The following is a 24,254-nucleotide window of genomic DNA, read 5'->3' as shown; positions in this document are numbered from 1 at the left end:
CAACTCTTCCAATTATGAGAAGTTCTTTAGAATAAGCTCCTTTACCGCTGAAAAATCTCCTTCGAAAAGAAACTGCCCTCTATCCTTACCAGAACCACCTCTAACTTCCAGTTCTTCCTTGACTCTTGTAAGGACCTCCTGACAGTCAAAGCCTTTACCAAAAAGCAGGAATCTATCATTTGCCTTTCCAATAATAAGATACTCTTCCAGTGTGACGAATTTGGTAATTGCAGCTAGAACACTCTCCTTTTCTTCAAGAAAAGTAATCCTCGATCGCGATCTATCAATATCTTCCGCTATATAATGACCTAGTCTTTCAGAGAGGCTTCTTATTATCGAATTGCTTGCTTTGAGCTCGCCTATTAAGGATTCGATCCGATTCGGCAGATCGGAGTATTTGCAGGTGAGAAATAAAGCCGACTTGGTTGTGAGATTGTGTTTTGCGACATAGTCATCTAGGGCTCTATTTCCCGCGGCAAAGAAGACTCTGGTGAGAGAACCCTTGACTTTCTCGCGTTTCAGGATTTTCACGAGCCTAATCTGCCCCGTCCTCTCAACATGAAGACCCGAGCAGGCGCTTACATCTATCCCTTCAATCTCAATCACTCTGATGTCCTTGTCACTTTCGCTGATTCTCTGATCTATCTCTTTCCTCAATCCCAACTCCTGAAGCTGAGATCTTTTGACACTGAAGCTTTTTACTGGAAGATTCTCACCGATCAAATCGTTGCAGATTCTCTCAACATGAAAAATCATATCATCTGTGAGAACACCAAGCGAAAGGTCGATTGTCGTGTGTTCTTCCCCCATCTGAAACCCAACGGTTTCGGCATCCAATTCTCGAAGAAACACTGCCGATAACAGGTGCTGCGCAGTGTGCTGCTGCGAGATGTCCCGTCTCCTCGTCTCATCGATCCTGATGTCCACCGATTCACCTCTGTCCTTATCTATTATTCCATCTACTTTGATAAGAATCTCATTATTCGACTCATTTACTGACAAGATATCCAGTTCGTCCACTTTTCCACGATCTCCTAGTTGTCCTGCTTCTCCATCAGCATACACATTACCGTAACATATCTTGACGTAGGTAGTACCTTCTCCAAACCATATTTCCCTTACTACTTCTAACATACATCGCCCCCAGCCACTTGATATTAAGTGCAAATATATGTAATAATTATACAGTAAGCTTTTACTTAAACTCCGTGGGTATAATTCGTGAAAAATGAATATGGGGTGATTTGGTTGCAGGAAAGGCCAATCCTTTCGATAAGGAATCTATCTACTCATTTCAGTATGGCAGAAGGAGTTGTTAAGGCCGTTCAAGATGTCTCTTTTGATCTTTATAGAGATGATGTCTTAGGAATAGTTGGAGAGACCGGTTCTGGAAAGAGCGTAACAGTCAAAACAATAGCCGGAATGGTTGATAACCCAGGCTTCATTGCTGGTGGCGAGATTCTCTTTTTAACCGACGAATTCAGTAAGAGCGGTGAAAAGGATTATATTGACTTGGCAAAGCTTCCGAAAGATAGTTTCTCCAGAGTCAGGGGCAAACACATAGGGATGATCTTTCAAGACCCTATGACCTCCCTTGACCCGATGTACACAGTTGGTAACCAGATGATAGAGACCATTGTTCATCACAAGAAAGTTACCGAAGAGGAAGCAAGAGAACGATCGATAAAGCTTCTCGAACAGGTAGGAATTCCTAAGCCTTCCGAACGAATCGATGATTATCCCTTTCAACTCTCCGGGGGACAGCGCCAGAGGGTAGTAATAGCGATAGCGCTGTCGTGCGATCCTGAAATCCTGGTTGCCGATGAGCCTTCAACAGCTCTAGACGTGACAGTTCAAGCTCAGATTCTAGAACTGATGAAGGATCTTCAGGAGCAGTTCAACAGCAGCATGATTTTCATTACCCATGATCTCGCAGTAATCGCTGAAATTGCTACGAGAATCAGCGTTATGTATGGAAGCTATCAAATGGAAATGGCTGATTCTCTTGAGGTTTTCGAAAACCCAATGAATCCATATACATTTGCACTTCTTGAGTGCATTCCTAGACTCGACATAAAGCAAGATAAGCTATTACCTATCCCTGGCCAGCCGCCAGTAATGTTGAATCCTCCGAATCTCTGTCCCTTCCTTCCAAGGTGTTCAAGAGCAACAGACAAATGCTACAAAGAGATGCCACAGCTTGAGCAAATGAAGGATAATCATTTCGTCAGATGCTGGAACCCAATTACTAACAAAGTATTGCTGGTCAAGGAGGCTCAAGAATGAAGCTTCTTGAAGTTAGAAATCTGAAAAAATACTTTCCAGTCAAGCAAGGTTTCCTCATCGAGAGAGTCGTAGGATTCGTCAAGGCAGTTGATGATGTGTCTTTCTCGGTAGATAGAGGAAAGACAATCGGTATAGTTGGAGAATCAGGTTGTGGCAAGACTACAATCGGTAAGTCGATTATCCGCCTTCATGAAGTGACTGATGGAGAAATGCTTATTGATGAAGAAGACACCACTTTCTACTTCATGAAGAAGCGAAGGGCAAAACAGTATCTGAAAGAGAAGTATTTCGATACGGAGAAATTTAATAATGGTGACGGAGTTGGTTTTGAGCCTTTCGAAAAGAAGATGTACGAGATCTACAATAGTGTCAATAAGGACTCTTCCAAGGCAATCGATATTCTATTTGATAAGTCAGATCACAAGAAGAAGCTTCTCAGGCAAAAGGCACAGATAGTATTTCAGGACCCAATGTCTTCTCTGAATCCAAGGATGACAGTTGGGCAGATGTTAACTGAACCACTTCTTTTTCACAAACTTGCTAAAGACCTTGACGAAGCAGTTGAAATGGTGAAGGAACTGCTTGTAAAAGTCGGTCTTAAGCAATATCACGTGGACAGATATCCGCACCAGTTCAGCGGTGGTCAGAGGCAGAGAATAGCCGTTGCAAGGGCTATCAGTGTAAACCCCGATCTCATCGTTCTCGATGAGCCGACTTCTGCCTTGGATGTTTCGGTTCAAGCTCAGATAGTCAATCTCTTTGAGAAACTGCAGGAGCAGCTCAATGCAGGTTATGTATTTATCTCTCATAATCTTTCTCTGGTAAGGTTTATTTCTCAAGAAGTCTCTGTCATGTATCTTGGTAGGATCGTAGAGCAGGGCAATAGTGAGTCGATCTTCAGCAGCCCATTGCATCCTTACACAAAGGCGCTCCTGGCGGCTGCTCCAATACCCGATCCAAAGAAGAAACGTAACCGGAAAGACCTGGTTGGCGGACAGGTTCCCAGTCCAATAAACAGACCGTCTGGCTGTTTCTTCAATCCGAGATGCAAGTACAGAATGGATATTTGTACCAAGGAATATCCGCCCATGTTCAAGGCGGATGAAAACCATTATGTTGCGTGCCATCTTTATTCCACATCTCATGAACAAGGAGGGGAAAGTAAATGAAGAAACTCTTAGTGCTTCTCGTAGTACTCATTGCTGTTGGAATCCTTTTCGCAGCTCCCGAGTATCACGTAGAAGAGACATGGAACGGCAAGCCCGGAGGTACTTTCTATTACTGGGGCTTGGGAGATCCAAAGACATTTAACTATGACTGGGCACAGGAAACTAGTTCAACAGATCCTCTAGGATTCATACTGGCAACTCTTATTGAAGCCGATGAGGGTGGTATGCCGTCGCTTCCCGGTCTTGCAAAAGACTGGTGGTTCTCTGATGACGGATTGACTTTCTTCGTGCAGATAAGGGAGGGCATTCAGTGGTCCGATGGAGCACCATTCACACTTGACGATGTTTACTGGACATTCGTAAATGTTTCCTTTGTCCCGGAAAACACGGCAAACGGCAACGGGTCCTATCTGGATTCTAACGACCAGCTACCGGTTGTAGAAATTGTAGATGACACCACAATTTCCTTCACCTGGACAGTTCCCCAGGTAACGGCCCTTAGGCAGATCGGCTTCCGCCCCATCATGCCAAAACATGTGCTCGAGGAAGTTGTCGCCAACGGTACCTATCCGGAATTCTGGACGATCGCTGACTTTGACAAGCTTGTTGGAATGGGGCCCTTTGTGATTACGGATTACGTCGAAGGCGTCAGAATCGTTTTCGAGAGAAATCCATATTACTGGAAAGTCGATGGCAACGGTGTAAGATTGCCCTACTTCGATAAGCTGAATTACGAGCTTCTCGCCGACCAGAATACCTCTCTGCTCAGATTTGAAGCAGGACAGATCGATCTCTACGGACCGACTGCCGAGCAGTTCCCAAGGCTAGCAGAAATGGCCGCAGATAAGGGCTGGATAACCGGTGTCGGTGGTCCCGCTCTCGGCTCGCAGTTTATTACCTTCAACTTCAACAACCCAGATCCCGTTAAGCGAGAATGGTTCAGAAACGATGGGTTCAGAAGAGCTTTCGTCTACGCGATGGATAGAGACGCTATAATTGAATCTCTATACAATGGGCTTGGCACTCCTCTATACGGTCCGGTCTCTCCGTCAAGCGGTTTCTACTACCCTGAAATCGAGAAATTCGATTACAAGTACTCGATAACAAGAGCCAGACTCGAACTCAGAAGAGGCGGCTTCGACTGGCTTCCAAATGGAACCTGTGTTGATGCAAATGGAAACCCGGTTGAGTTTGAGCTCACTACAAATGCTGGAAACATAGTCAGAGAGGCAATAAGCAACATCATCGTCGATGGGGCTGCAAAACTTGGAATTAAGGTCAATTTCAGACCTATTGACTTCAATACCGTTGTTTCAAGACTTAACGACGCAACTTACGACGCTGTCGTCATTGGACTCACCGGTAGTGTTGACCCCGGAACAGGCTGGAACGTTTACAGGCTTGACGGCGGACTGCACTTCTGGAACTATCCTCCGGACTACAATCCTGACGATCACATAACTGAGGACATGTACATTCTCCCCGACTGGGAGAAGAGAGTCGATGAAATCTACAGACTCCAGACGTCAGCGGTTGATCCACAAGACAGATATGACCTATTTGCTGAATTCCAGATGCTCTTTGCTGAGTATCAGCCAATTGTGTTCACAATTGCACAGAACTTCCTTTATGTCTACAAGAACAATATTAAGATGCCGGTCGAAAAACTAACACCTGCAACAGGCCTGCTATTCCAGTTAGAAGGCTGGTGGAAAGAGTAATATCTTGATTCTCGTTGCGGGAGGGTTTCCCTCCCGCTTTTCGTATCATCGAGAGACTTAGTGTGAGTTTTGAGGAGGGAATAAGGTGCTGAAATATATAGTTAGAAGGCTGATTCTAGCAATTCCGGTTCTGCTCGGAGTCTCTATACTGGCCTTCATGATTATATCCGCTGCCCCCGGTGATTTCTTGGATGCATACAGGTTAAACCCTTCTATTTCGAGAGATCAGATAAAGGTTCTTGAGAATCAGTTTGGCCTTGATCAGAATGTCTTCGTGCAGTATTTCAAGTGGTTGGGCAACGTTCTTACAGGGAATTTCGGTTATTCATTTAGTTACAGGATTCCTGTCTTCGAACTGGTTTTCAGGAGACTGGGAGCAACTCTTCTGCTTAGCATCACCACACTGATTTTTACCTGGGGAATCGGCATTCCTCTTGGCATATATTCAGCCCTTCATCAATACTCGCCCAGTGATCAGGCTTTTGCCTTCCTTGCATTCATTGGTATTTCTATTCCAAACTTCTTCTTTGCTTTGCTATGGCTCTTTATGGCGGCGAAGACAGGGTGGTTCCCAATAGGAGGATTGATCTCGCAAAACTTCAACGAACTGAGTATTATCGGCAAGATCGGTGATTATCTCTGGCACGTGGTCGGACCAATGGTCACCTTGGGTACTTCTGGACTTGCCGGTCTGATGAGGCAAATGAGAGGTCAGTTGCTCGATCAGCTGAGGCAAGACTATGTTCTTTTTGCTAGGGCAAAGGGAATGCCTGAGAAGAACGTTATCTACAAGCACGCAGTTCGAAATGCTATCAATCCTATAGTCACAATGTTTGGATATGCACTTTCTGGTTTGCTCGGCGGTGCAGTTCTTACAGAGACGGTTTTCGGTTGGCCAGGAATGGGAAGACTAGTCATTGAAGCCCTGAATGCTCAGGATTTGTTCCTTGTCATGGCCACGTTGCTCCTTTCTGCTGTCCTTCTGGTAGTCGGCAATCTGCTGGCCGATCTTCTGCTTGCATGGGTCGATCCCAGAATTCGTTATAGACTGAGCTGAGGGGTGTAAAATGAAGAAGAAAAAAACCAATGATAACAATACATTGAAAAGTGCTGAAGTCAGTAAAGAAGACCTCTTTGAAGTAAAGTACATGAGTAGATGGCAGCTTGTGTGGAGAGCTTTGAGAAAACACAAGTTGGGGATGATTTCTTTATGGATCCTGATAATCATGTACGTCATAGCATTGCTGGCCGACTTCTTGTCCCCTACCAACCCTTATGAACAGACACAGGGACTTTCTTTTGCGCCACCTTCAAGAGTTCATTGGACCGACGAGAGCGGTAAGCTTACTGCTCCTTACATTTACGCCTGGGTAATGGAAAGAGACCCCGAAACGTACAGAACAACATTTGTTGAAGGTGTTTCTATAGGTTCGATCACTGCGTTGGATAGGTCAACTGGCACAGAAACCACTTTCACAAAGGGTGAAGACGGGGTAATAGATATATTTCTTACCATAAAAACGGTCAGATATGCTCTTGACGCAGAAGGCAATAGGGCTAATTTGGGACAACCCGACTACTCGGTTATCCAGAACATCAAGCTGAGCGAACTGGAGCTCTTCGAAAAGATGATGGTCAGTGAGACTTCTAATAGAACCACCATAGATTCCCTTAGCCCAAGCAGGTTCAGAGAACTTCAAAGGATTGGGTCGCCAGTAAAAGTCGTAACTGAGCGTTCTCTTCACAGAGTGTTTGCTCAAAAGGAAGCAGAAATCAAGGACATTGTTCTCGAGGCTATAAGTATTTACAATGAAGTTATCGACATTGATGGAGAAGACGTTGAGCTAGCAAAGGAGTTTCTAGCCGAGCTTGAAATCTCACCTAATCTTCTTGGAGTAGTCGTCGAACCCGAAATTACAGAGTACGAAACTGTTAAGTACCCGATCAAGTTCTTCGCCAAGTCCTGGGATTACAAGCTCTTATGGTTATTTCCAACTAACATTCACTTATTTGGAACAGACCAGCCATCGAAACTCTTGTTGTTTGGGGCAGACAGATACGGAAGGGACGTATTCTCGAGGATTCTTGCTGGGTCTAGAATCTCTATGAGTATTGGACTTCTTGCCATACTTATCACTTTCTCTCTTGGACTTTCGATTGGAGGTGCCGCCGGATACTTTGGTGGTATTACCGATGAAATTCTCATGAGGGTCACCGAGGTTCTGATGTCGATACCCAGTTTCTATCTCTTGATCTCGCTGCGTGCGATTCTACCTACAAGCATACCTTCGCATATGACTTATCTCTTGATAGTTGTAATTCTGAGTTTTATTGGTTGGCCCGGGATGTCAAGGGTAATCCGAGGCATGGTTCTGGGACTGAAAGAGACAGAGTTCGTTCAAGCGGCCGTTGCTATGGGTTATCCATCATCACGAGTTATTTTACGGCACATAATCCCGAACACGGCAACGTACATTATCGTTGCAGCAACTCTGTCGATACCCGGATATATTCTTGGAGAAGCAGGCTTAAGTTTCCTTGGGCTGGGAATAACTGAACCTTCGGCAAGCTGGGGATTGATGTTGTCGCAGGCCCAGAGTATAAAGGCAATGACAGAAGCTCCCTGGTTACTAATACCGGGGATATTCATATTCATAGTTGTTATGGGCTTCAACCTCCTCGGAGATGCACTGAGAGATGCTCTCGATCCCAGATCTCTAGGGTACTAAACCTATAAGAAGCTAATAGATTGATTTTAAGCGGGTCGAATGACCCGCTTTCTTTAAGCGATATTTTATCCCCCACGGACTCGTTTTCAGAAGATAAGACATTCTCGTCAGAAGCAACGGGTTTGTGTAACCAGGTCTTTCAGGTTCGCGAAAACAATAATAGTAACTCCACTCTGTAAATTCCAGCCGCTCCTTCTCTCTTCCCAGCAGTCAAAAACAATGTTTGTTCTCATAAGAGATGCACCTCAAGCTTGGGGCGAAATCTAGTTATGCAGATTCCGAATGAAAAAGAGGTAGTCTAAAGACACAGACACGGAGTAGGCCATCATCCGTGAAGTATTTTTCGGCTTTCTTTCGGGAATCCCTGACATAATCGGAGAGATTACCTTCATTCAGAAAGCATATTGCAGTCCAGTCGATAGCTTGCTGCTAAGAATCTTGATAAAGTGAGCATCATCAATTATACTGTCCAGTATAAGTGAGCGACCGAGTATCCTAGCAGTTGCAGTCAAGCTCGGATCTCTCACAGCTGCTTGCTTGGGATCCAATTTAGGTAGAATGAATTCACCTGTCTTGGGGTCTATCTTTCCAATAACACCTGCTAATTCCTTGGCTGTTTCTTATACTTGTCCCAATAAGATCTGGCTTCATATACATAAACGATCTCAGTCATCTTATTGACCTGCCTAATGATGAAGATAATCACCTCTCTTTCAACAGACAGAAAGGGCTGATCCTTATCCACAAACCTATACTGGTTCAGAAAGTACTTTTTCTGAAAGCTCTATCGGTCTTCCGAGAAGTATTGAAGCTAGATATTGAAATGTTACTTCGACCCTTTTTCAATATTAAGTGAGATCATAGCAGCCGGGGGAGTCTTATCGGAAGTAAAACACACCAACATAGTCTGACAATACTTGTAATCACATTATTGAAAGTTGCTAATTCTATAAGCCCTAACAAGTAAGCGTTCAAAATCGATTGTGCATCAACTCTAGACTTCTCAGACTTCCCGATGAAGTCGATAATTGCGTGATAGATGTTTCTCACAATCACTCCTCGAACAAGTCAAGTCTGATTATTTCCTGTTTTCCGCCAGTTCACAGGCCAAAGCGATACTCTTCTTGAAAGTTAGCCTCTCTACTCCTCTTCCTTTTCTCCAGAGACTATGATCATAAGTACTATTAGCGTCGCCATGACAAAGACGATTACTCCCGGCAACAGGTAGCCAATAATCGTAAAGGCAAGAGAAGAGGCGATGTAGTCTCTCAGAGGAGTCAGCCACCAGGTGAAGCCGCCTGCAAGGCTATCTCTGATATATAGAAACAGAGTGGCGGCAAGCAGCAGCTCTTCAAAGATCGGCAGAGCTATTCTCTTAGCAAGAGAACAATACTGAAGGAAGAAACCGGTAATAAACAGAGCAAATGGAAAGAGAAAGTCCATAATGTCTATATCAATGCTCTTTCCATCCAGCAAAGAATTGACAACCTGCCCACCTCCAAATAAGAGTGCAATGACTACCGCAACTATCATCAAAAGATTTCCCAGAAATATATATATTCCTCTCATGCTCTCACCTAAAAAAAACCGGCCCGTGTTGGGCCGGTTGTATAAAACGTAGATCAGAACTTGTAATTGTAATAGAGACCGGCGAACCAGGTGTCTGCTGGATCAAACACATCGACCCCTGCTTCAAAGTTGAACCCATCAATAAGGACAGGGAAACTCAAACCTAGAACAAGTTCCTTCGAGCCGTCGAGGAAATAGTATCCAGCAGCTCCTGTGATAGAAGGTTTAAAATCGCCCATCGCAAGATCGAGAGCTGCCTCTCCATAGACTGATATGTCTTTAACATCGGCAAGAACATCGCCAATGATCTCTGCACCGAATTTCCTTGCTCCATTTGCGTAGAACGTATTGTAATCGCCGGATCCCACATAAAGGTCAACACTGACAGGTCCAGCTGCCCAACCGTTTGACTTCACTAAGAATCCTAAAGTCATAGTCTGGGTTGTGGCTCCGAAATCATAGTCGTAACCAAACTTCACGCCTGCCCAACCGATTCCAGACTTGGAAATAACGGGCTGAATCCAGGTCTTAACTGCATTTCCCTCAATATCATACTTCACGTCACCTGTGATCTTGAGAACCCCTATTTCATACGCGACTTCGAGACCAACGTACTGGCCTAGTGTGTCGGAGTATCTTGCACGAGGAGTCAATGTCAACAAACCGACGTTTAGTGTGTACTCGGCATTAACAACATAATTGAATGTAGCTGCACCTAGAAGATCCGTCGCCTTCACGCCGCCAGAAATAACTAGTCCTGCCAATGGCTTTAGAGTCGCCTCGGCAATTACATCTCCGCCCCACTTAAGAGCATCAAGACCTGTCTGAGCGGCAAAAGAGAATATATCCCATGAACCGAACAATGCAATCTTGTCCGTAGCAGCTTCTTGGGTACCAATGCTCAACCCGAGGTCTTTGAGCACCAAAGCCATTGTGACATTTGCCGCGTTGTCATCATACCACTTGAACCACTTCAAACCTGGATTTGCATTTGTTCCACCAGCAAAAGACTTCGCAGCGTACCAGCTTAAAGACGCCGCATCATTCTCCGCAGTGAAAGAATTCAGGACAACTGTGGTCTTGTCAGATGGAAGTGTAATGGTCAAACTGAGAGTGATGTCCGAAACGTCTGCCTTGGCACCGAAACTAACTGATAAACTCTTGATTCCGAGTGCGGTATTTAGCCCATCCTTGTTAAGTTCCGCATGGCCCCAGAGAGTACCTTTGATTGTAGGGCTCAAAGTTATGGTAGCCGAGAAAGCGACCGAGATGGCCAGAAGTACCACTAAGATTCCAACAAGCTTCTTCATGCACACTTACCCCCTTTATAAGAGTGTTTTTGGTTTTTGGTGATGCGCATAACGTAAATATACCACATTTCATGTAACAAAAGCAAACACACGTGTTGCTAAGTTGCACAGAGAGATCATTTCAGGATTAACCCTACCGCTCCAAATGCTAGTGCCACAAAAGAAAGAATAATAGCTGCATTTGTATTGATCACATTCTGCTTCTGTATCTCTTCCAGAGCCGATATCTTGCTTTCCAAGGCCACGTCGTTCTCTTCGAGCGCAGAGATCCTCGTTTCTGCAGCTGCAAGAGCAGTCTTGTCTGCCTTGTTCCTGTCGAGCTTGAACATTTGAATGGCCATTGTGTTGGTAATGCTCTTCAGACTGTCGACTTCTTCCTCGAGAACTCCAACTTTTCCCTCAAGAGAAGTTGTTCTGCCTTTGATAGAAGCGATCATATCGGCGTGTTCGTCAAGAACTGCGATGTTGGCATCAATCTGATCGAAGGCGACTTCTAACATCTCGTAGTTGTCGGAAACGTCACTTCTCAGCGAGGATAGCTCATTACCGAGAATTCCGATCTCTGCCTTCAGTCTCTCTTCTGTGAGTCCAAGTTTCTTGTAAAGGAAATTCATTTTTGCTGTCAGCTGATCAGGAGTCACATAGTTCAACTCTGCAATCCGCTTATTCGCAGCCATCACAGCATTGCTAAGCATCTTAGCTGTTACTTCGAGATCCGTTACTCTTGCCTTAATCGGATCGACATCGCTCGCCATTGCTTTCGTTGAGAGATCAGCTTTAATTTCAGCAAGCTTTCCGTCCAAGTCGTCAAGTCTTGCAATGTTCATGTCAACCTGATCGAAAGCAACTTCTAGCATTTCTTCCGCATCAAAGATAGCCGACTCCAGTTTAACTATCTCTGAGTCGTAGTACTTGACTTCGGGCATCTTGGCAATGCTGTCCTGAATCATGAGGATCCGCGTGTACATTACTGAAAGCTTGTCATTTAACTCCTCATTGGTCACGAAAGGCTCGAGATCAGGCATTTCGCCCGTCAGTCTCGCTTCCAAATCGGCAAGATCAGCCTTCGTAGCCATCCCTCTCCTTAGTGCAAATAGGTCAGAAGTCAAGCTATTGATAACATTTTCGGAAACATCGACCCTTGAGGCAAGCGCAGCGAAATCAGCTTCTTGAGCAGTTTCATTCTTCTTCATGTTGGCAATCGCCTGTCCGAGGAGTTTAACCGTTACTTCAAGGTCGGTGGCCCTATTCTTTAGAGCCTCAATGTCCGAGGGAACGCCTGTCAACGCTTTCAGCTTCTCATTAATGAGTTCAATACCCTCATTTGCGCTTACTGCTTCCTCAGAGAGTCTGTCGATCTCATCATAGAGAAATGCAACTGTGTCGTCAAAAGTCTTAAGCGACACGAAATCCCCTGTTACTGAACTCTGTTTCAGAGATGCGACAGTTGCTTCAAGAGCCCTCAGTTCCGCCGTTAAGTCAACCAAATTCTTCTTGTTGTCAGAGATCTCCAGGGAGAGTCCCGCAACTTTCTTAGTGAGGGAAAATACCACTTCCTGAAGTTTAGCATCCCCGGCATCAGAATAATCCATGAACCTGGCAAGAGTCATGGCAAGCTGGTAACGCGTAGCAAATTCAGTACCTCTGAATGTGCCATCAGGGAAACCAATGAACAATCCACCGGATGTCGTCTTAATAACGCTATCGTAGGCCCAGTGATTCTCTGACAAATCGCTGTACTCTACACCCAGAGTTAGGGCTGCAAAAGCAACAACGAAAAGTGCCAGTATAGAAAGCTTCTTCATGGATCCTACCCCCTTTCAAAATGTTGTCATTTTCTACAGCAAACTACGTATTAATTATACAGTAAAAATGCGTCTATATTCAAGAGTATTCAGCACTTAACAAGGCGATAGAAACGCTTCTTTCCGATTCTAAGAACATCACCATCGGAAATCTCAAGAACTGAATGGATATCTTCTAGTACTTGATCATTTATTCTCACTCCACCCTGATCTATCAATCTTCTTGCTTCGCTTCTTGATTGAATCTTAGCACGAGAAACGAGAAGATCGACAATTGAAATACTGTCTTCCACAAGTTTTATTTCCGGCATCTCCTCAGGAAGCTCCTTATTTCGGAAAATGTTTATAAACTCCTCTTTTGAGCTTTCGGCAATCTCTCTATCAAAGAACTGAGAAGTGATCTCCACAGCCAATTCTAGTTTCAGATCTCTTGGATTCACTGTTTTATCTTGGAGTTTCTTATCTATCTCCTCAAGCTCCTGATCGCTTTTATCGGTTAACAGTCTGAAATACTTTGACATCAGCGAGTCTGGAATTGACATAACCTTGCCAAACATGTCCCTCGCGGAATCATCAAAAGCTATGTAATTGTCGTAGCTCTTCGACATCTTCAGCTTTCCATCTGTCCCTTCGATCAAAGGAACGGTGAGAATTGCCTGAGCCTCAAGTCCGTACTCTTCCTGTATCTTTCTGCCAACAACAAGGTTGAAAAATTGATCATCACCGCCGATCTCTACATCGGCTTTAACAACGACAGAATCGTAAGCTTGCGCAAGAGGATAGAGAAATTCCGAGACAGCAATTGGTTCGTTATCAGCGTATCTCCTGGCGAAATCATGCCTTTCCATCATTCTGGCCACAGTATACTTTGCAGAAAGACGAATCACATCCTCAAAACTCATTGGGTCAAGCCATTCCGAGTTGAACCTAATCTCGGTGCGATCTCTGTCCAAAATCCTGAACGCCTGCTTGCTGTAGGATTCAGCGTTCAGTCTCGCTTCTTCCCTTGAAAGCATGGGTCTGGTCTTTGATCTCCCCGAAGGATCGCCGATCCTCGCAGTGAAGTCTCCGATGATCAACACCACTTGATGCCCGAAATCCTGAAAGAGACGAAGCTTCCTCAGGACCACCGCATGACCAAGATGTAAGTCCGGTCTAGATGGATCAACTCCCAGTTTAACCCTCAACGACCGCTTATTCTTAAGCTTTCCAAGAAGCTCTTCTTCAGAAATTAGTGAAACATGATTCTTCGAAAGCTCCTTAAACTGTTCTTCAGGGTTCAACAACTCTACCACCTAAGCGCCAAATGCTCTGGAAACTACAAATGCAATCAAAATACTGTTTGCCATAAATCCTATGGCAAGGCCAAGTGTTATCTTTCCCATGGTATCCAGACCTTTCTTTCTTCCAAACATAGTGTGGGAAGCACCACCTCCGAAAGCTCCACCGAGCTCTGCAGACTTAGACATCTGCAGCATCACAGCAATTCCAAGTCCTACACTTATTGCAATGTGCAGGGAAATAAGTGCATAAGCAAGAACAACCATCAAGAAAACCTCCTGTATCTTCTATCGCTCTTCTGGTATTATACAATATGTGCGAGTTTGTAGCAAATGAGAGCAGAAAGCGGTTGGTGATTTTTTTTTGAAGGACAAAACTGTCTTAATCTATCTTCCAATAAAGCCAGAAATGGCAAAGGCGAACAATCTTCCGGTGAAGCTTCCCGTCCTTGCAGAAGATCTGGAGAAAATCGCAGACAGGGACAGGATAGAACTAGACATAATAATCAGGGGACTTGAAGCCCAATGTAAGATCGAACGAGATGACTACTACGAATCCTATCTGCTCTACTACTACTTCGAGGCCTTCAAAAGAGCTTTGAACTCTGGGGCTATCGGGGAATCAAAGGAGTATTTAGATAAGGCAGGCAAGATAAAGAAGGATTACAGATATCACTTCTATCGAGGATTGATGTTTAGGGAAGAGGCAAGGACTGAACTTGCCGAAATCGAACTGAGAAGGTCTATTGAGATGAACGATGAATTCTACATCGGTTACTTTGAACTCGGAAGGCTGCTCCAGTCTCAAGAGGAATTTGATGATGCAATTGTTTCCTACCTGAAATCAATAGAAGAGTCTGGAGGGCAGTTTGCCCTTCCTTTTGTCGCAGTAATTGATTGCTTCATCTCTAAGGGAGAGTACAATGAGGCGTTGGAGATAGCCGGAAAGATAGGAAAGGGATTCCCCCTTTATTCGGATATCCTGCTGAGAAAGGGTGTTATCCTAAACGAAGTTCAAAAGTTTGCCTTGGCAGAAGAGACGTTCACTGAAAGCATCGGTAGTAATGAAGACTGGAGGAGCTTCTACAATCGCTCCTTTTCGAAGGCTAGACAGGGCAAGCTATATGAAGCCTACGAAGACCTAAAGACAGCCTATGCCATAAGCGGGAACCCTGATGTCCTATACGAACTCGCGATCAATGAGAAGAATATGGGAATGCTCGAGGACTCTCTTTCGCATTGCCGAAGTTACTATAACAACACCGCCGATCAAAAAGCTCTGATGTTTGAATCACGTGTGCTTGACATGATGGGCGAGTACGACGTTGCACTCGAGTTGCTCGATGATACTTACCTCGAGCTCAAGACGCTTCTGCTCCTTCATAAGTATTTGTCAGAGGGAGTTATTGAGAGAGAGCTTGTCTTCGAAAACACACTGAATGAGTCTTATTACAGGTACTTGAGAGGACGGTTTCTCAGCAAAGACTTTTCGACTTGTAACTTGATCGAATCGGGAAAGATTAACGTTGAATCTCTTACTGGGTTGCTCTCTGAACTTGACAATGCCGAAGTAACCAAAAGGATCTCTGCGTTCTCTGAAGGAGCTATCCCAAAGGAAATCAGGGAGATTACTTTGGCTGAAATGGGTTTCTTCACAGAACTTATCTCTCAAATGGAAGCTTATCCTTCCCAGCAAGAATATCTTTCATACCTTATGGCCTTCCTTATATCTGGAAGTGGCAAGACTACCGGGATATTCAGGACGTTATTGTACGTTCAGAGATGGGTACTCTCGGGCTTGCCCTTCAGAACCGACTCCTTTATAGATGAGTACCTTGAAGAGCTAAAGGATTTGAGCTTCGATTTTGCGCTTAGGATCGCGAAGCTTTCTGAGTATGGCGGAACAGACGTTGATACACTTGAAGAAGAAGCGAACGAGAACCCCGAAGAAGTAACCCTGGCAATTCTCTGTGCGTTAGAGAAGGGCACGGTCAGTGAGATTAAGACTAACAATGATTCGCTAGGTAAGTACATAATGAGGCTTTCTCGATCAGGAGGAGAACAGTGAATAATATTGACGAGTTATTAGAGAGGCTTTTTGAAGCACTTGAAAGCGACACTAGTGATAGAACAGATGAAGAAAAGGTTAAGCAAGCGCTGAAGACTGAATTCAGTGAAAATGAGCGAGAGACGCTTATGGGCGTATTAGATTCTCTCTTTGGCGAAGTTACGAAAATGGCAGAAAACCCTAAGAATTACTTTTTCAGCAACGAGCAAGAGAAACTGGACAAGTATCTGGCGGAGAGAGACAAAAAAGTTGATTCTACAGACCAATAAGTGTATAATCAAACTGTAGGGTTACTTCAGCGCAGAGTATAGCCGGTGTTATGCACCGGTCTTTTTTTGCTCGTTCAAAGCCAGAGCTTTGGCTACCGTCTTCCAGGGCAGATTCACACATTTGACTCTCATCGGGTGATCCTTCAGTCCCTGAAAGAATAACGCATCACCAATCAGCGATTCGTTAAAGCTCTCCCCTCGCAACATCTTTTCAAAACTCTCTACTATCTCCCGGGCCTCGTCATAAGTCTTGCCTTCGAGAATCTCAGCCATGACTGAAGCCGATGCCTGGCTGATCGCACAGCCCTCGCCCTCAAATCTCACTGCCTGAATCGTGGATTCGCCTTCTTCGAGATGAATGATGATCGAGTCACCGCAAGACGTATTCGATCCTTCTACACTGCATGTAGAGGCCGGCAGAAGTCCTCTGTACATGCTGTTCTTATAGTGATGCATTACGAAGTCGGCATAAAGCTGCTCGAAGTTCACGAGAACCACCTCTCCGCTTTAGTTATTCCCTCAAAAAGCCTTTCGATATCTTCAAGGGTATTATACAGATATAGAGACGCTCTGCATGCCGAAGATACTCCAAGAGCACCCATCTGCAACTGTGCACAGTGATGGCCGCTTCTTACGGCAACGTTCTGGGTTCTACCAAGGAACTCGGCGAGATCATGAGAGTGTATTCTCCTGTGAGAAAACAGCAGTATGGCATGGCTCGATGATGGGCTATGAATAGTTAAGTCAGGTATTTCCGCCAATCTCTCTCTTGCGATATTCGTAAGATAGGAGACGTGATCATTTATCCAATTCATGCCAATCCCTTTGAGATACTTTGTTGCTCCGGCAAGGGAGACCGCACCCGCTATGTTCTGAGTCCCCCCTTCGAGTTTAGAGACCCCCTCCGAGAAAGAGGAATCTTCAACATCAACACGGTTGACCATTCCTCCTCCAAGAACTAAAGGTGAAAGCTCCTCTATTAGGCTCGATCGACCAACAAGGCAACCGATACCGGTTTCGGCAAGCATCTTGTGCCCGGAAAAGACAAGAAAGTCCGTTTTCGATTCTCTGAAATCGAAACTCTCGTGAGGAATTAGTTGAGCTCCGTCGATGACAATAATTCCACCGAGAGAATGGACAATCTCCGTAATCTCCTCAAAGGGAGTCCTGTAACCTGTAGAATTCATCAAGCCACCGATGGAAAAAACGAAAGGTCCTTCGATATCCCGAAGCGACCTATGTAAATCTTCAACCGATAACTCTGCGCCAACGGCGGGCAGAGCCACAAAGTCTAACCCGTTTCTCCGGGCGTAATACTGCCATGGGAGGAAATTGCTGTGATGTTCGATTATTGGAACTACGAAGGTCCCGTACTCACCTGAGGAGGCAAGCGAAGCAGCCAGAAGACTGAGGCTCTCGGTGGCACCTTTTGTGAAGACTACTTCATCTTGGTCAGCCCCGACAAAATGTGCTATTTCTTGTCTGCTGTACTCATAAAGACTGGTAGCCCTTTCCGCAAGAGGATATACCGCCCTGTGAACGTTAGCGTTCTCGGCTTCGTAGAAACTTTTTACAAGATCTATTATGGACGCGGGTTTATGGGTTGTGGCTGCATTGTCCAGATACACTAGAGACGGATGATTACGGAAGATCGGAAAATCTCTTCTAAGGTCTTTCACCCTGGGTTCAGACTTCTTTTGCGAATTCATTTCTTACCACCTCTGTGAAGGTAGGAAAGATCTTGTCGATCTCTTTGAGTACTGGCTCAAAAGTTCCCTGAACAATGAATCGGATCGCCCGTTCTCTGGAAAACCCTCTTGACATTAGATAGAAGACTCTTTGTTCATCTACAGATCCTACGGTCGCTGCATGAGAAGCTTCTACTTCACTTTCTCCAACAAGCAGCGATGGTATCGTATCTGCTCTAGCTTTTTGAGAGAGCATCAAGACGCTGCTGTGTTCACTTGCCTTTGATCCCTTTGCGCCTTTCCTCATGTCCAATGTTCCTCTGAAGACACTTCTCCCGTTGTCAAGGAGAACACCTGATCCGGAAATCATGCCTTCCGAGTTACGCGAAATTGCTTTCACCACATAATGCATATCGAGAACAGTATCTCCGCGAGCAACGAATAGAGGTTCTACAGATGCTTGCGCACCTTCACCTTCGAGGAGAACCATATGGAAAACCGCCATTGAGGCATTTCCTGTACTCGCCTCAACTACTCTTAGCTTAGCGTTCTTCTCCAGAAAGTACAGGTTGTTCGAAAATCCATAACCTCTTTCAGTCATTCTATTTATGTAAAGGACCTCCACAGTGGAATCCTCCTTGATAAGAAACCTGTTGTTCTGGAGAAGCCAGTTACCTGAAGACGTGCTATCTATGACTACCTTTATGGACGAGCCCTTCCCAGAAACAAATAGGTTGTTCATAATTCTTGAGTCCCTACTAAACGGAATCACATATGGTTTGCTTACTCTCTTTCGAGGCGGGACGGAGATCATTGTACCTTCAGAGAAGCAAATGTCTCCAAGCAAGAGAAGTTTTCTGTCAGAACCTTCAAAATCCAGCCTGTCAAGAAGTTCTACTTCGTCACTGCTAAGAGAGATCATGGGTTTTGCATTTGGATCTGTATACTTCGTGCGATGCCTGAGAGAGATGTCAGGCAAGGTCATTCCAGTTAACTTAAACCGCTTCCATAAAGGAAATGACAGTTTCTTGTATTCGGAATACCTGTTGCTAATGAAAGCAGACATCGCAGGCGAAGCCAAATCTGCGGCGAGAAGAAAGTCTCTATCGGCAAAATCCCCAACTGAAACCTCTTCTCTTCTGGGTGGTCTAACCATTTTGTAATTATTGTGAACGAAATCAGTTGTTACTTCCATCGTAGTCACCTCAACCAATACTGCTTTCAATCTCCATATCTATCAATCTATTGAGTTCCACCGCATACTCCACAGGGAACTGGCGCGATACGGGTTCCATAAATCCCCTGACAATCATTGCCTTGGCCTCCGATTCGCTCAGACCACGGCTCATGAGATAATATATTTCATCCTCCCCTAATCTTCCTATTCGCGCCTCGTGGCCGATTTCTGCTGAGTCATTCATTACCTCAATGATCGGAACTGTGTCGGATCTCGAATCGTTATCTATCATCAGCGCCGTACATCGAACTGAAGACCTGCTGTTTTTCGCTCTTGAAGATATTTCTAGTAGACCTCTATAGAAGGCCCAGCCTCCACCCGCACTTATGCTTCTAGCATCTACAAGTGAACTGGTTTCAGGAGCAAGATGGATCACTTTGGATCCAATGTCCATATGCTGACCGGGACCGGCGTAAGTTATTCCAAGATGCTCGGCTCTTGCACCTCTTCCCTTCAAAACGGATGTAGGATACAACATTGTTTTCAGACTTCCAAGAGAGCCCGATATCCATTCGATTGTTCCATCTTCCTCAACGATCGCTCTCTTGGTGTTGAGGTTGAATGTGTTCTTCGACCAGTTCTGAATAGTCGAGTACTTGACCCTGGCTTTGTTCAGAACGAATATCTCTACCATTCCTACGTGGAGGTTCAGATCGTTGAATCTCGGTGCAGAACAGCCCTCAATGAACTGAAGATCAGATCCCTCATCAGCAATGATAAGCGTGTGTTCAAACTGTCCGCTGCCCCCCACATTCATTCTGAAATATGCCTGAAGCGGGAGCGGTACCTTCACCCCTTTGGGAACATATACGAAAGAACCTCCACTCCAGACGGCCCCGTGGAGCGCAGCGTATTTGTGATCGCCAGGTGGAACCGCCTTCATAAAATATCTCCTAACCAATTCCGAATGCTCTTTAACAGCCGTCTCCATATCCAAAAAGACTATGCCTAGACCCTCAAGCTCCCTTCTGATATTCTGATACACTATCTCAGAATCATATTGAGCTCCTACCCCTGCAAACGATTCCCGCTCTGCCTCTGGAATACCTAATCTGTCGAATGTCTCTCTGATCTCCTCAGGCACATCATCCCATGATCTCTTCTTGTCTGCATCGGGACTTAGATAAGAGATTATCCTGCTTAGGTCTAGACTTTCTGTATCAACTCCAAACTCAGGATCTCTCGAAGAGTTGAAGATTCTCAGAGATTCAAGGCGTTTATGAAGCATCCATTCAGGCTCGCTCTTCCTTTTCGAGACATCGATTATTAGGTCTTCCCTGAATCCTCTTTCGCTAACAAACCTGTACCTGGAATCTGAACTAAAATCGAACCTTGTACTGTCGATTAATCCTTCTTTTCGCATCCTCAGGCCCCCTTTGCTGACCCAAAGATCCCCTCGTAGCCATTCTCTTCAACTTCTACTGAAAGCTCCTTACCTCCAGTTATTGTCATCGTTCCATTTACATAGATATGCACATAATCCGGCTCCACATGTTCAAGCAACCTTTTGTAATGTGTGATCAGAATAATCGCGTTCTCCGAGTATCTGAATTCATTGATGGATCGAGCGATGCTCTTGAGTGCATCTATATCCAACCCGGAATCGATTTCGTCAAGGATAGCCAACTTAGGCTTCAAAAAACACATTTGAACTATTTCGGCCTTTTTCTTCTCTCCACCAGAGAAACCTACGTTAAGATACCTATCTATGAGTTCCATCTCCAAACCTATATTATAAGCCAATCTGTCAACTTCCTGACTCATTTTAAGCAAAGGCGTTTTGTTCCCAAAGCTCTGAGAGGCAGCCATGAGAAAACTTCTGAGCTTGACTCCGGATATTTCCTGCGGCTGTTGGAAAGAGAGAAAGATGCCTAGCCTAGCCCTCTCGTCAACAGACAATCTTGATATGTTCTTGTTCATGAACCTCATGGTGCCTTCGGTCACTGTGTATTTTGGGTTGCCCATCAGCACATTTGCAAAGGTGGATTTCCCGCTTCCGTTAGGCCCCATAATGGCATGAATCTCTCCGCTCCTAACGGTTAGGTTCACTCCCTTCAATATCTCTTCATTATTCTCAGCAAGAACAGCGTGAAGATTCCTCACTTCCAGAAGAGTCAAGTCAATCCCTCCAAATCCGTTATTTATTATCTGAATTATAACATATACCGACTATTATAGACGAGATTAAAGAAGAGTACACAAAGTGAGGAAAACAAGTCACAGGATATATAATTAGAGATATGGCGATCTGGGGGTGTCTAATGCTCTATGTGATCTTTGTAGGTGTACTAATGGGTCTAGCCAATCTCATTCCAGGTGTAAGTGGTGGTACAATCGCTCTTCTAGGAGGCATATATGAGCGATTTGTGGATTCAGTCTCATCGCTGACAGCTTTGAGGATCAAGAAGAAAGAGTTCGTATTCCTGATTCAGCTTATCGCGGGCATAGGGATAGGGATCTTCGCTTTCGCAGCTCTAATAGATCTCTCTCTTTCAGTCGTCCCTTCGCTAATGTATGGGATGTTCTCCGGACTCGTTGCTGGAGGAATTCCAGTTGTATTCAGGCGCATTGAAAAAATCGGCGCGACTTCGATTATCTCTTTCGCTGCCGGGGTAGTACTCGTTGTCATAATATCTCTGCTTGGTTCAAGGTCGGTAGAAGGTAGTGTTTCTGATCGCGGTGCTCTTAATCTCGTTTTTGATCTGGTAGCAGGTTTTTTTGGAGCGGCGGCTATGGTCCTTCCCGGACTTAGCGGTGCCTTCATACTTCTACTGCTCGGTGAATACACTAGGGCAATATCTGCTCTCAAGAACCTAGACTTAGTAATCATTGCCTCCATCGGAGTCGGTGTTATTCTTGGCGTGGTCTTCGTAAGCAGACTTCTGAAGTTCTTGATGAAGAGGTGCCGCTGTGCGACTTTCTCCTTCCTTCTTGGCCTTATGCTAGGCTCAATACCCGATCTACTCTCCAGACCGGGGATCAACTTCAATCTGATACAAATAGCGGTGGGAATTCTCTCGGGACTAGCATTCTCATACCTTATAGTAATACTCGAAAAGAGAAATAGAGTAAGAACCTAGCTATTTGCTGTGATTTATCACTACTCTCTGAAGATGCTTATCGCTTTCAAGGAGCTCTCCTATTCCCTTGACAACGCAAGTTCTTGGATCCTCGGAGACTATGGTTTTGATACCGGTCTCCTGAATTATCAAATCCGGTAATCCTCGGATCAAAGAACCACCTCCTGTGAGCACAACGCCTGTATCCATTATGTCGGCAGCGATTTCCGGAGGTGTCTCTTCCAGAATCTGTCTAAGATTAAGAACAATGTCCTGCAAGATCTGAGATATCGCCTCATGAATATCGTCAGAGGTGATTCTAATATTACCCGGAAGACCGTTCAGAGCATCTCTTCCTCTTACCTCAAGCTCGTAGCTTTCCAGAGTGGGAAAAGCCTTCCCGATCTTAATTTTGACGTCCTCTGCAGTCGAGCTGCCAATAAGAAACTTGTACTTGCGCTTGACAAACTTGATTATCGCGTCGTCCATTGCATCTCCGGCAGTTCTCAGAGAACGCGAGACTACTATCCCGCCAAGGCTGATTACGGCAATGTCGGAAGTCCCTCCTCCAATATCCACAACCATATTACCCACTGAATCAAATATGTGAAGGCCTGCTCCGACTGCAGCGACCACAGGTTCAAGAACCAGGTAAACTCTGCTTGCTCCTGCAGCCGTTGTGGCTTCGATAACTGCTCTTCTCTCAACACTTGTAACCTTGGCTGGAACACCGACAACAACCGCCGGTCTGGACAGGGAGAATTTCGTGCGAGTTCGCTTCACAAGTTCCTTGAGAGCCTGTTCTAAAATCTGATAGTCTGCAATAACCCCATCTCGAATTGGCCTTACAGCCTTTATGTCCTTTGGTGTCTTACCGATCATTTCCTTAGCTTCAGAACCAATTGAGATTATCTTTCCCGTCTTCGTTTCAACAGCGATGACCGAAGGCTCATCAATCACTATATCCTTGCCCTTCTGAAAGACCAAGAGAGAAGCGGTTCCCAAATCGATGCCAAGATCACCCTTTTTCATACAAAACCTCCCGCGTTGCAAACATGGTGTGCTCGGTGGGATTTGAACCCACAGTCTCTGGATCCGGAGTCCAGCGCTCTATCCGTTGAGCCACGAGCACTCAATAACCTGCGGACCTTCTGAGTTCAGATCTAACTTCCCATCAAGCTCTTCTCCACAAGCGATTACTATTATATCGTAAGTTGAAAAGTCTATGTCATCAATAAGGTTTACCGGGTTCATTCCTTTTCTCTTGAATGCCAGAAAGATCTGAGGATCTTCGACAAAAACTCCTGGGTCTGTCTCCAGAGAGTCAATACCTTCTATTCGAGCAGATTCTGGTTTGTACAGCAATACCCTGCTATTTGAAGGGATTTCACGAAGATCACGGCAGACGACTCTTCTCTCACGTACTTCCCACCTTCTGGCCGTAATAGAAGACTCATTTCTAAGAATCTGCATTGCACTGAAAACATCCTTTACTTTCGAGAAATCCTGTCCAACTTCTTGAGACATTCTCATCGCCGTCTCTGTAGTTAGAGATTCATCCACCAGAAAGACTGGGCCAGAATAGATGTTCTTCACCTTTTCAGCAAATGAGACTGCTCTCATAGTAGATTCGCTGAATCTGCCAGACATTGAGATTGGTAATCCAATAACAACTATCTCGACTTTCTTCTCCTCTAGTATTCTTGAGAGTGTTTTGCGATAACCTGAGTGATCAACGGTTCTTAGAGGGATTTCTACACCCTCTATCTGTAAAGCAAGGCCGATTCTTGATGTGCCAAAGTCAATGCCAAGTTTTACCATAGAAGGACCTTACCGGGTTTTCGTCACAATGGTTAGTAAGGAGAATCTCGATGTCTGCCTCTTTTAGGAGGCTGACGCTCGCGCAAAGATCTCCAGATGAGACCGCAATTGAAAGCGAGCAACCCAAGAATAAATCTGGTGGAGTAGGGAAGATCTTCGCATTCAAACCTCCGTCCCTAATCAGCGACAGCGCCTTCATAATTTCTTGCCGCGAGACTGTTATCAGAGAATCCAGCACCATGG

At 45.0% G+C, this 24,254-nt stretch carries 22 protein-coding genes and 1 tRNA gene; 8 read left to right on the top strand and 15 right to left on the bottom strand.

Annotated features, from left to right (window positions below):
- Positions 1–12: 12 nt before the first annotated feature.
- Positions 13–1,134, bottom strand: coding sequence for an alanyl-tRNA editing protein (locus B3157_RS01780; protein ID WP_292588411.1), 1,122 nt, complete (start codon positions 1,132–1,134; stop codon positions 13–15).
- 165 nt (positions 1,135–1,299) lie between these two features.
- Between B3157_RS01780 and B3157_RS01775 the strand changes: the two genes are divergently transcribed.
- The 5 genes from B3157_RS01775 (at position 1,300) to B3157_RS01755 (ending at position 7,905) form a co-directional block, all read left to right on the top strand.
- On the top strand, positions 1,300–2,286 hold the full coding sequence (locus B3157_RS01775; protein ID WP_300980517.1) for an ABC transporter ATP-binding protein: 987 nt from the start codon (positions 1,300–1,302) through the stop codon (positions 2,284–2,286).
- Entirely contained in the window at positions 2,283–3,455 is a 1,173-nt protein-coding gene (locus B3157_RS01770; RefSeq protein WP_099830624.1) for an ABC transporter ATP-binding protein, read from the top strand. Before B3157_RS01775 ends, B3157_RS01770 begins: the two co-directional genes overlap by 4 nt.
- Complete coding sequence (locus tag B3157_RS01765) at positions 3,452–5,176, top strand: ABC transporter substrate-binding protein (protein WP_292588403.1); 1,725 nt, start codon at positions 3,452–3,454, stop codon at positions 5,174–5,176. The genes B3157_RS01770 and B3157_RS01765 overlap by 4 nt, the downstream gene beginning before the upstream one ends.
- Positions 5,177–5,261: 85 nt before the next feature.
- A complete protein-coding gene (locus tag B3157_RS01760; RefSeq protein WP_214060443.1) occupies positions 5,262–6,233 on the top strand; it encodes an ABC transporter permease in 972 nt (323 codons plus the stop codon).
- Positions 6,234–6,243: 10 nt separating this feature from the next.
- Complete coding sequence (locus B3157_RS01755; RefSeq protein WP_214079299.1) at positions 6,244–7,905, top strand: ABC transporter permease; 1,662 nt, start codon at positions 6,244–6,246, stop codon at positions 7,903–7,905.
- A 1,140-nt stretch (positions 7,906–9,045) separates the two neighbouring features.
- Here the strand turns inward: B3157_RS01755 and B3157_RS01750 are convergent.
- The 5 genes from B3157_RS01750 to secG form a co-directional block, all read right to left on the bottom strand.
- Positions 9,046–9,474 (bottom strand): hypothetical protein, encoded by a 429-nt coding sequence (locus tag B3157_RS01750; protein WP_292588399.1) that lies wholly within the window; start codon positions 9,472–9,474, stop codon positions 9,046–9,048.
- Between the two features lie 53 nt (positions 9,475–9,527).
- Positions 9,528–10,784 carry a hypothetical protein gene (locus B3157_RS01745; RefSeq protein WP_292588397.1) on the bottom strand — a complete coding sequence of 419 codons (1,257 nt, stop codon included), beginning with the start codon at positions 10,782–10,784 and terminating at the stop codon, positions 9,528–9,530.
- A 116-nt stretch (positions 10,785–10,900) separates the two neighbouring features.
- Positions 10,901–12,589 carry an S-layer homology domain-containing protein gene (locus tag B3157_RS01740; RefSeq protein WP_292588395.1) on the bottom strand — a complete coding sequence of 563 codons (1,689 nt, stop codon included), beginning with the start codon at positions 12,587–12,589 and terminating at the stop codon, positions 10,901–10,903.
- A gap of 89 nt (positions 12,590–12,678) precedes the next feature.
- Entirely contained in the window at positions 12,679–13,872 is a 1,194-nt protein-coding gene (gene tyrS / locus B3157_RS01735) for a tyrosine--tRNA ligase (RefSeq protein WP_292588393.1), read from the bottom strand.
- 12 nt (positions 13,873–13,884) lie between these two features.
- Positions 13,885–14,136 (bottom strand): preprotein translocase subunit SecG, encoded by a 252-nt coding sequence (gene secG, locus B3157_RS01730; protein WP_099829126.1) that lies wholly within the window; start codon positions 14,134–14,136, stop codon positions 13,885–13,887.
- Between the two features lie 97 nt (positions 14,137–14,233).
- Between secG and B3157_RS01725 the strand changes: the two genes are divergently transcribed.
- Positions 14,234–15,937: a tetratricopeptide repeat protein gene (locus B3157_RS01725; RefSeq protein ID WP_292588391.1), complete on the top strand. Its 1,704-nt coding sequence runs from the start codon at positions 14,234–14,236 to the stop codon at positions 15,935–15,937.
- Positions 15,934–16,206: a chromosome segregation protein SMC gene (locus B3157_RS01720; protein WP_214060750.1), complete on the top strand. Its 273-nt coding sequence runs from the start codon at positions 15,934–15,936 to the stop codon at positions 16,204–16,206. Before B3157_RS01725 ends, B3157_RS01720 begins: the two co-directional genes overlap by 4 nt.
- A 48-nt stretch (positions 16,207–16,254) precedes the next feature.
- On the opposite strand, the gene sufU is transcribed toward B3157_RS01720, so the two are convergent.
- From sufU to sufC, 5 genes are read right to left on the bottom strand one after another with little or no spacing between them, the layout of a single operon-like run.
- Positions 16,255–16,695, bottom strand: coding sequence for a Fe-S cluster assembly sulfur transfer protein SufU (gene sufU, locus B3157_RS01715; RefSeq protein WP_214060751.1), 441 nt, complete (start codon positions 16,693–16,695; stop codon positions 16,255–16,257).
- Complete coding sequence (locus tag B3157_RS01710) at positions 16,692–17,915, bottom strand: aminotransferase class V-fold PLP-dependent enzyme (protein ID WP_292588388.1); 1,224 nt, start codon at positions 17,913–17,915, stop codon at positions 16,692–16,694. The genes sufU and B3157_RS01710 overlap by 4 nt, the downstream gene beginning before the upstream one ends.
- Complete coding sequence (locus B3157_RS01705) at positions 17,893–19,089, bottom strand: SufD family Fe-S cluster assembly protein (protein WP_292588385.1); 1,197 nt, start codon at positions 19,087–19,089, stop codon at positions 17,893–17,895. Before B3157_RS01705 ends, B3157_RS01710 begins: the two co-directional genes overlap by 23 nt.
- 10 nt (positions 19,090–19,099) lie before the next feature.
- Positions 19,100–20,494, bottom strand: coding sequence for a Fe-S cluster assembly protein SufB (gene sufB, locus B3157_RS01700; protein ID WP_099829120.1), 1,395 nt, complete (start codon positions 20,492–20,494; stop codon positions 19,100–19,102).
- 2 nt (positions 20,495–20,496) lie between these two features.
- Positions 20,497–21,249 (bottom strand): Fe-S cluster assembly ATPase SufC, encoded by a 753-nt coding sequence (gene sufC / locus B3157_RS01695; RefSeq protein WP_292588381.1) that lies wholly within the window; start codon positions 21,247–21,249, stop codon positions 20,497–20,499.
- Between the two features lie 143 nt (positions 21,250–21,392).
- Between sufC and B3157_RS01690 the strand changes: the two genes are divergently transcribed.
- On the top strand, positions 21,393–22,211 hold the full coding sequence (locus tag B3157_RS01690) for a DUF368 domain-containing protein (RefSeq protein ID WP_292588379.1): 819 nt from the start codon (positions 21,393–21,395) through the stop codon (positions 22,209–22,211).
- Here B3157_RS01690 and B3157_RS01685 read toward each other — a convergent pair whose 3' ends face one another.
- The 4 genes from B3157_RS01685 to B3157_RS12840 form a co-directional block, all read right to left on the bottom strand.
- Positions 22,212–23,222, bottom strand: a complete 1,011-nt coding sequence (locus B3157_RS01685; RefSeq protein ID WP_214060755.1) for a rod shape-determining protein — start codon at positions 23,220–23,222, stop codon at positions 22,212–22,214. It abuts the gene before it with no gap.
- Between the two features lie 24 nt (positions 23,223–23,246).
- Positions 23,247–23,322, bottom strand: a tRNA-Arg gene (locus B3157_RS01680).
- On the bottom strand, positions 23,301–24,011 hold the full coding sequence (gene ruvX / locus B3157_RS01675) for a Holliday junction resolvase RuvX (RefSeq protein WP_292588377.1): 711 nt from the start codon (positions 24,009–24,011) through the stop codon (positions 23,301–23,303). Before ruvX ends, B3157_RS01680 begins: the two co-directional genes overlap by 22 nt.
- Positions 23,992–24,252: a DUF3343 domain-containing protein gene (locus B3157_RS12840; RefSeq protein WP_366934675.1), complete on the bottom strand. Its 261-nt coding sequence runs from the start codon at positions 24,250–24,252 to the stop codon at positions 23,992–23,994. The genes ruvX and B3157_RS12840 overlap by 20 nt, the downstream gene beginning before the upstream one ends.
- Positions 24,253–24,254: the final 2 nt, after the last annotated feature.

This window comes from Mesotoga sp. UBA5557, from assembly GCF_002425715.1.
GTDB lineage: Bacteria > Thermotogota > Thermotogae > Petrotogales > Kosmotogaceae > Mesotoga.
Note: the sequence above shows the minus strand (reverse complement) of the source record. Positions and strands in the feature narration are given on the sequence as shown.

Bases quoted from the DNA above. Each gene is read 5' to 3' on its own strand.
- B3157_RS01780 (WP_292588411.1), bottom strand. From the start codon at position 1,134: ATGTTAGAAGTAGTAAGGGAAATATGGTTTGGAGAAGGTACTACCTAC.
- B3157_RS01775 (WP_300980517.1), top strand. From the start codon at position 1,300: ATGGCAGAAGGAGTTGTTAAGGCCGTTCAAGATGTCTCTTTTGATCTT.
- B3157_RS01770 (WP_099830624.1), top strand. From the start codon at position 2,283: ATGAAGCTTCTTGAAGTTAGAAATCTGAAAAAATACTTTCCAGTCAAG.
- B3157_RS01765 (WP_292588403.1), top strand. From the start codon at position 3,452: ATGAAGAAACTCTTAGTGCTTCTCGTAGTACTCATTGCTGTTGGAATC.
- B3157_RS01755 (WP_214079299.1), top strand. From the start codon at position 6,244: ATGAAGAAGAAAAAAACCAATGATAACAATACATTGAAAAGTGCTGAA.
- B3157_RS01750 (WP_292588399.1), bottom strand. From the start codon at position 9,474: ATGAGAGGAATATATATATTTCTGGGAAATCTTTTGATGATAGTTGCG.
- B3157_RS01745 (WP_292588397.1), bottom strand. From the start codon at position 10,784: ATGAAGAAGCTTGTTGGAATCTTAGTGGTACTTCTGGCCATCTCGGTC.
- B3157_RS01740 (WP_292588395.1), bottom strand. From the start codon at position 12,589: ATGAAGAAGCTTTCTATACTGGCACTTTTCGTTGTTGCTTTTGCAGCC.
- secG (WP_099829126.1), bottom strand. From the start codon at position 14,136: ATGGTTGTTCTTGCTTATGCACTTATTTCCCTGCACATTGCAATAAGT.
- B3157_RS01710 (WP_292588388.1), bottom strand. From the start codon at position 17,915: ATGAATTCGCAAAAGAAGTCTGAACCCAGGGTGAAAGACCTTAGAAGA.
- B3157_RS01705 (WP_292588385.1), bottom strand. From the start codon at position 19,089: ATGGAAGTAACAACTGATTTCGTTCACAATAATTACAAAATGGTTAGA.
- sufB (WP_099829120.1), bottom strand. From the start codon at position 20,494: ATGCGAAAAGAAGGATTAATCGACAGTACAAGGTTCGATTTTAGTTCA.
- B3157_RS01690 (WP_292588379.1), top strand. From the start codon at position 21,393: ATGCTCTATGTGATCTTTGTAGGTGTACTAATGGGTCTAGCCAATCTC.
- B3157_RS01685 (WP_214060755.1), bottom strand. From the start codon at position 23,222: ATGAAAAAGGGTGATCTTGGCATCGATTTGGGAACCGCTTCTCTCTTG.
- ruvX (WP_292588377.1), bottom strand. From the start codon at position 24,011: ATGGTAAAACTTGGCATTGACTTTGGCACATCAAGAATCGGCCTTGCT.
- B3157_RS12840 (WP_366934675.1), bottom strand. From the start codon at position 24,252: ATGGTGCTGGATTCTCTGATAACAGTCTCGCGGCAAGAAATTATGAAG.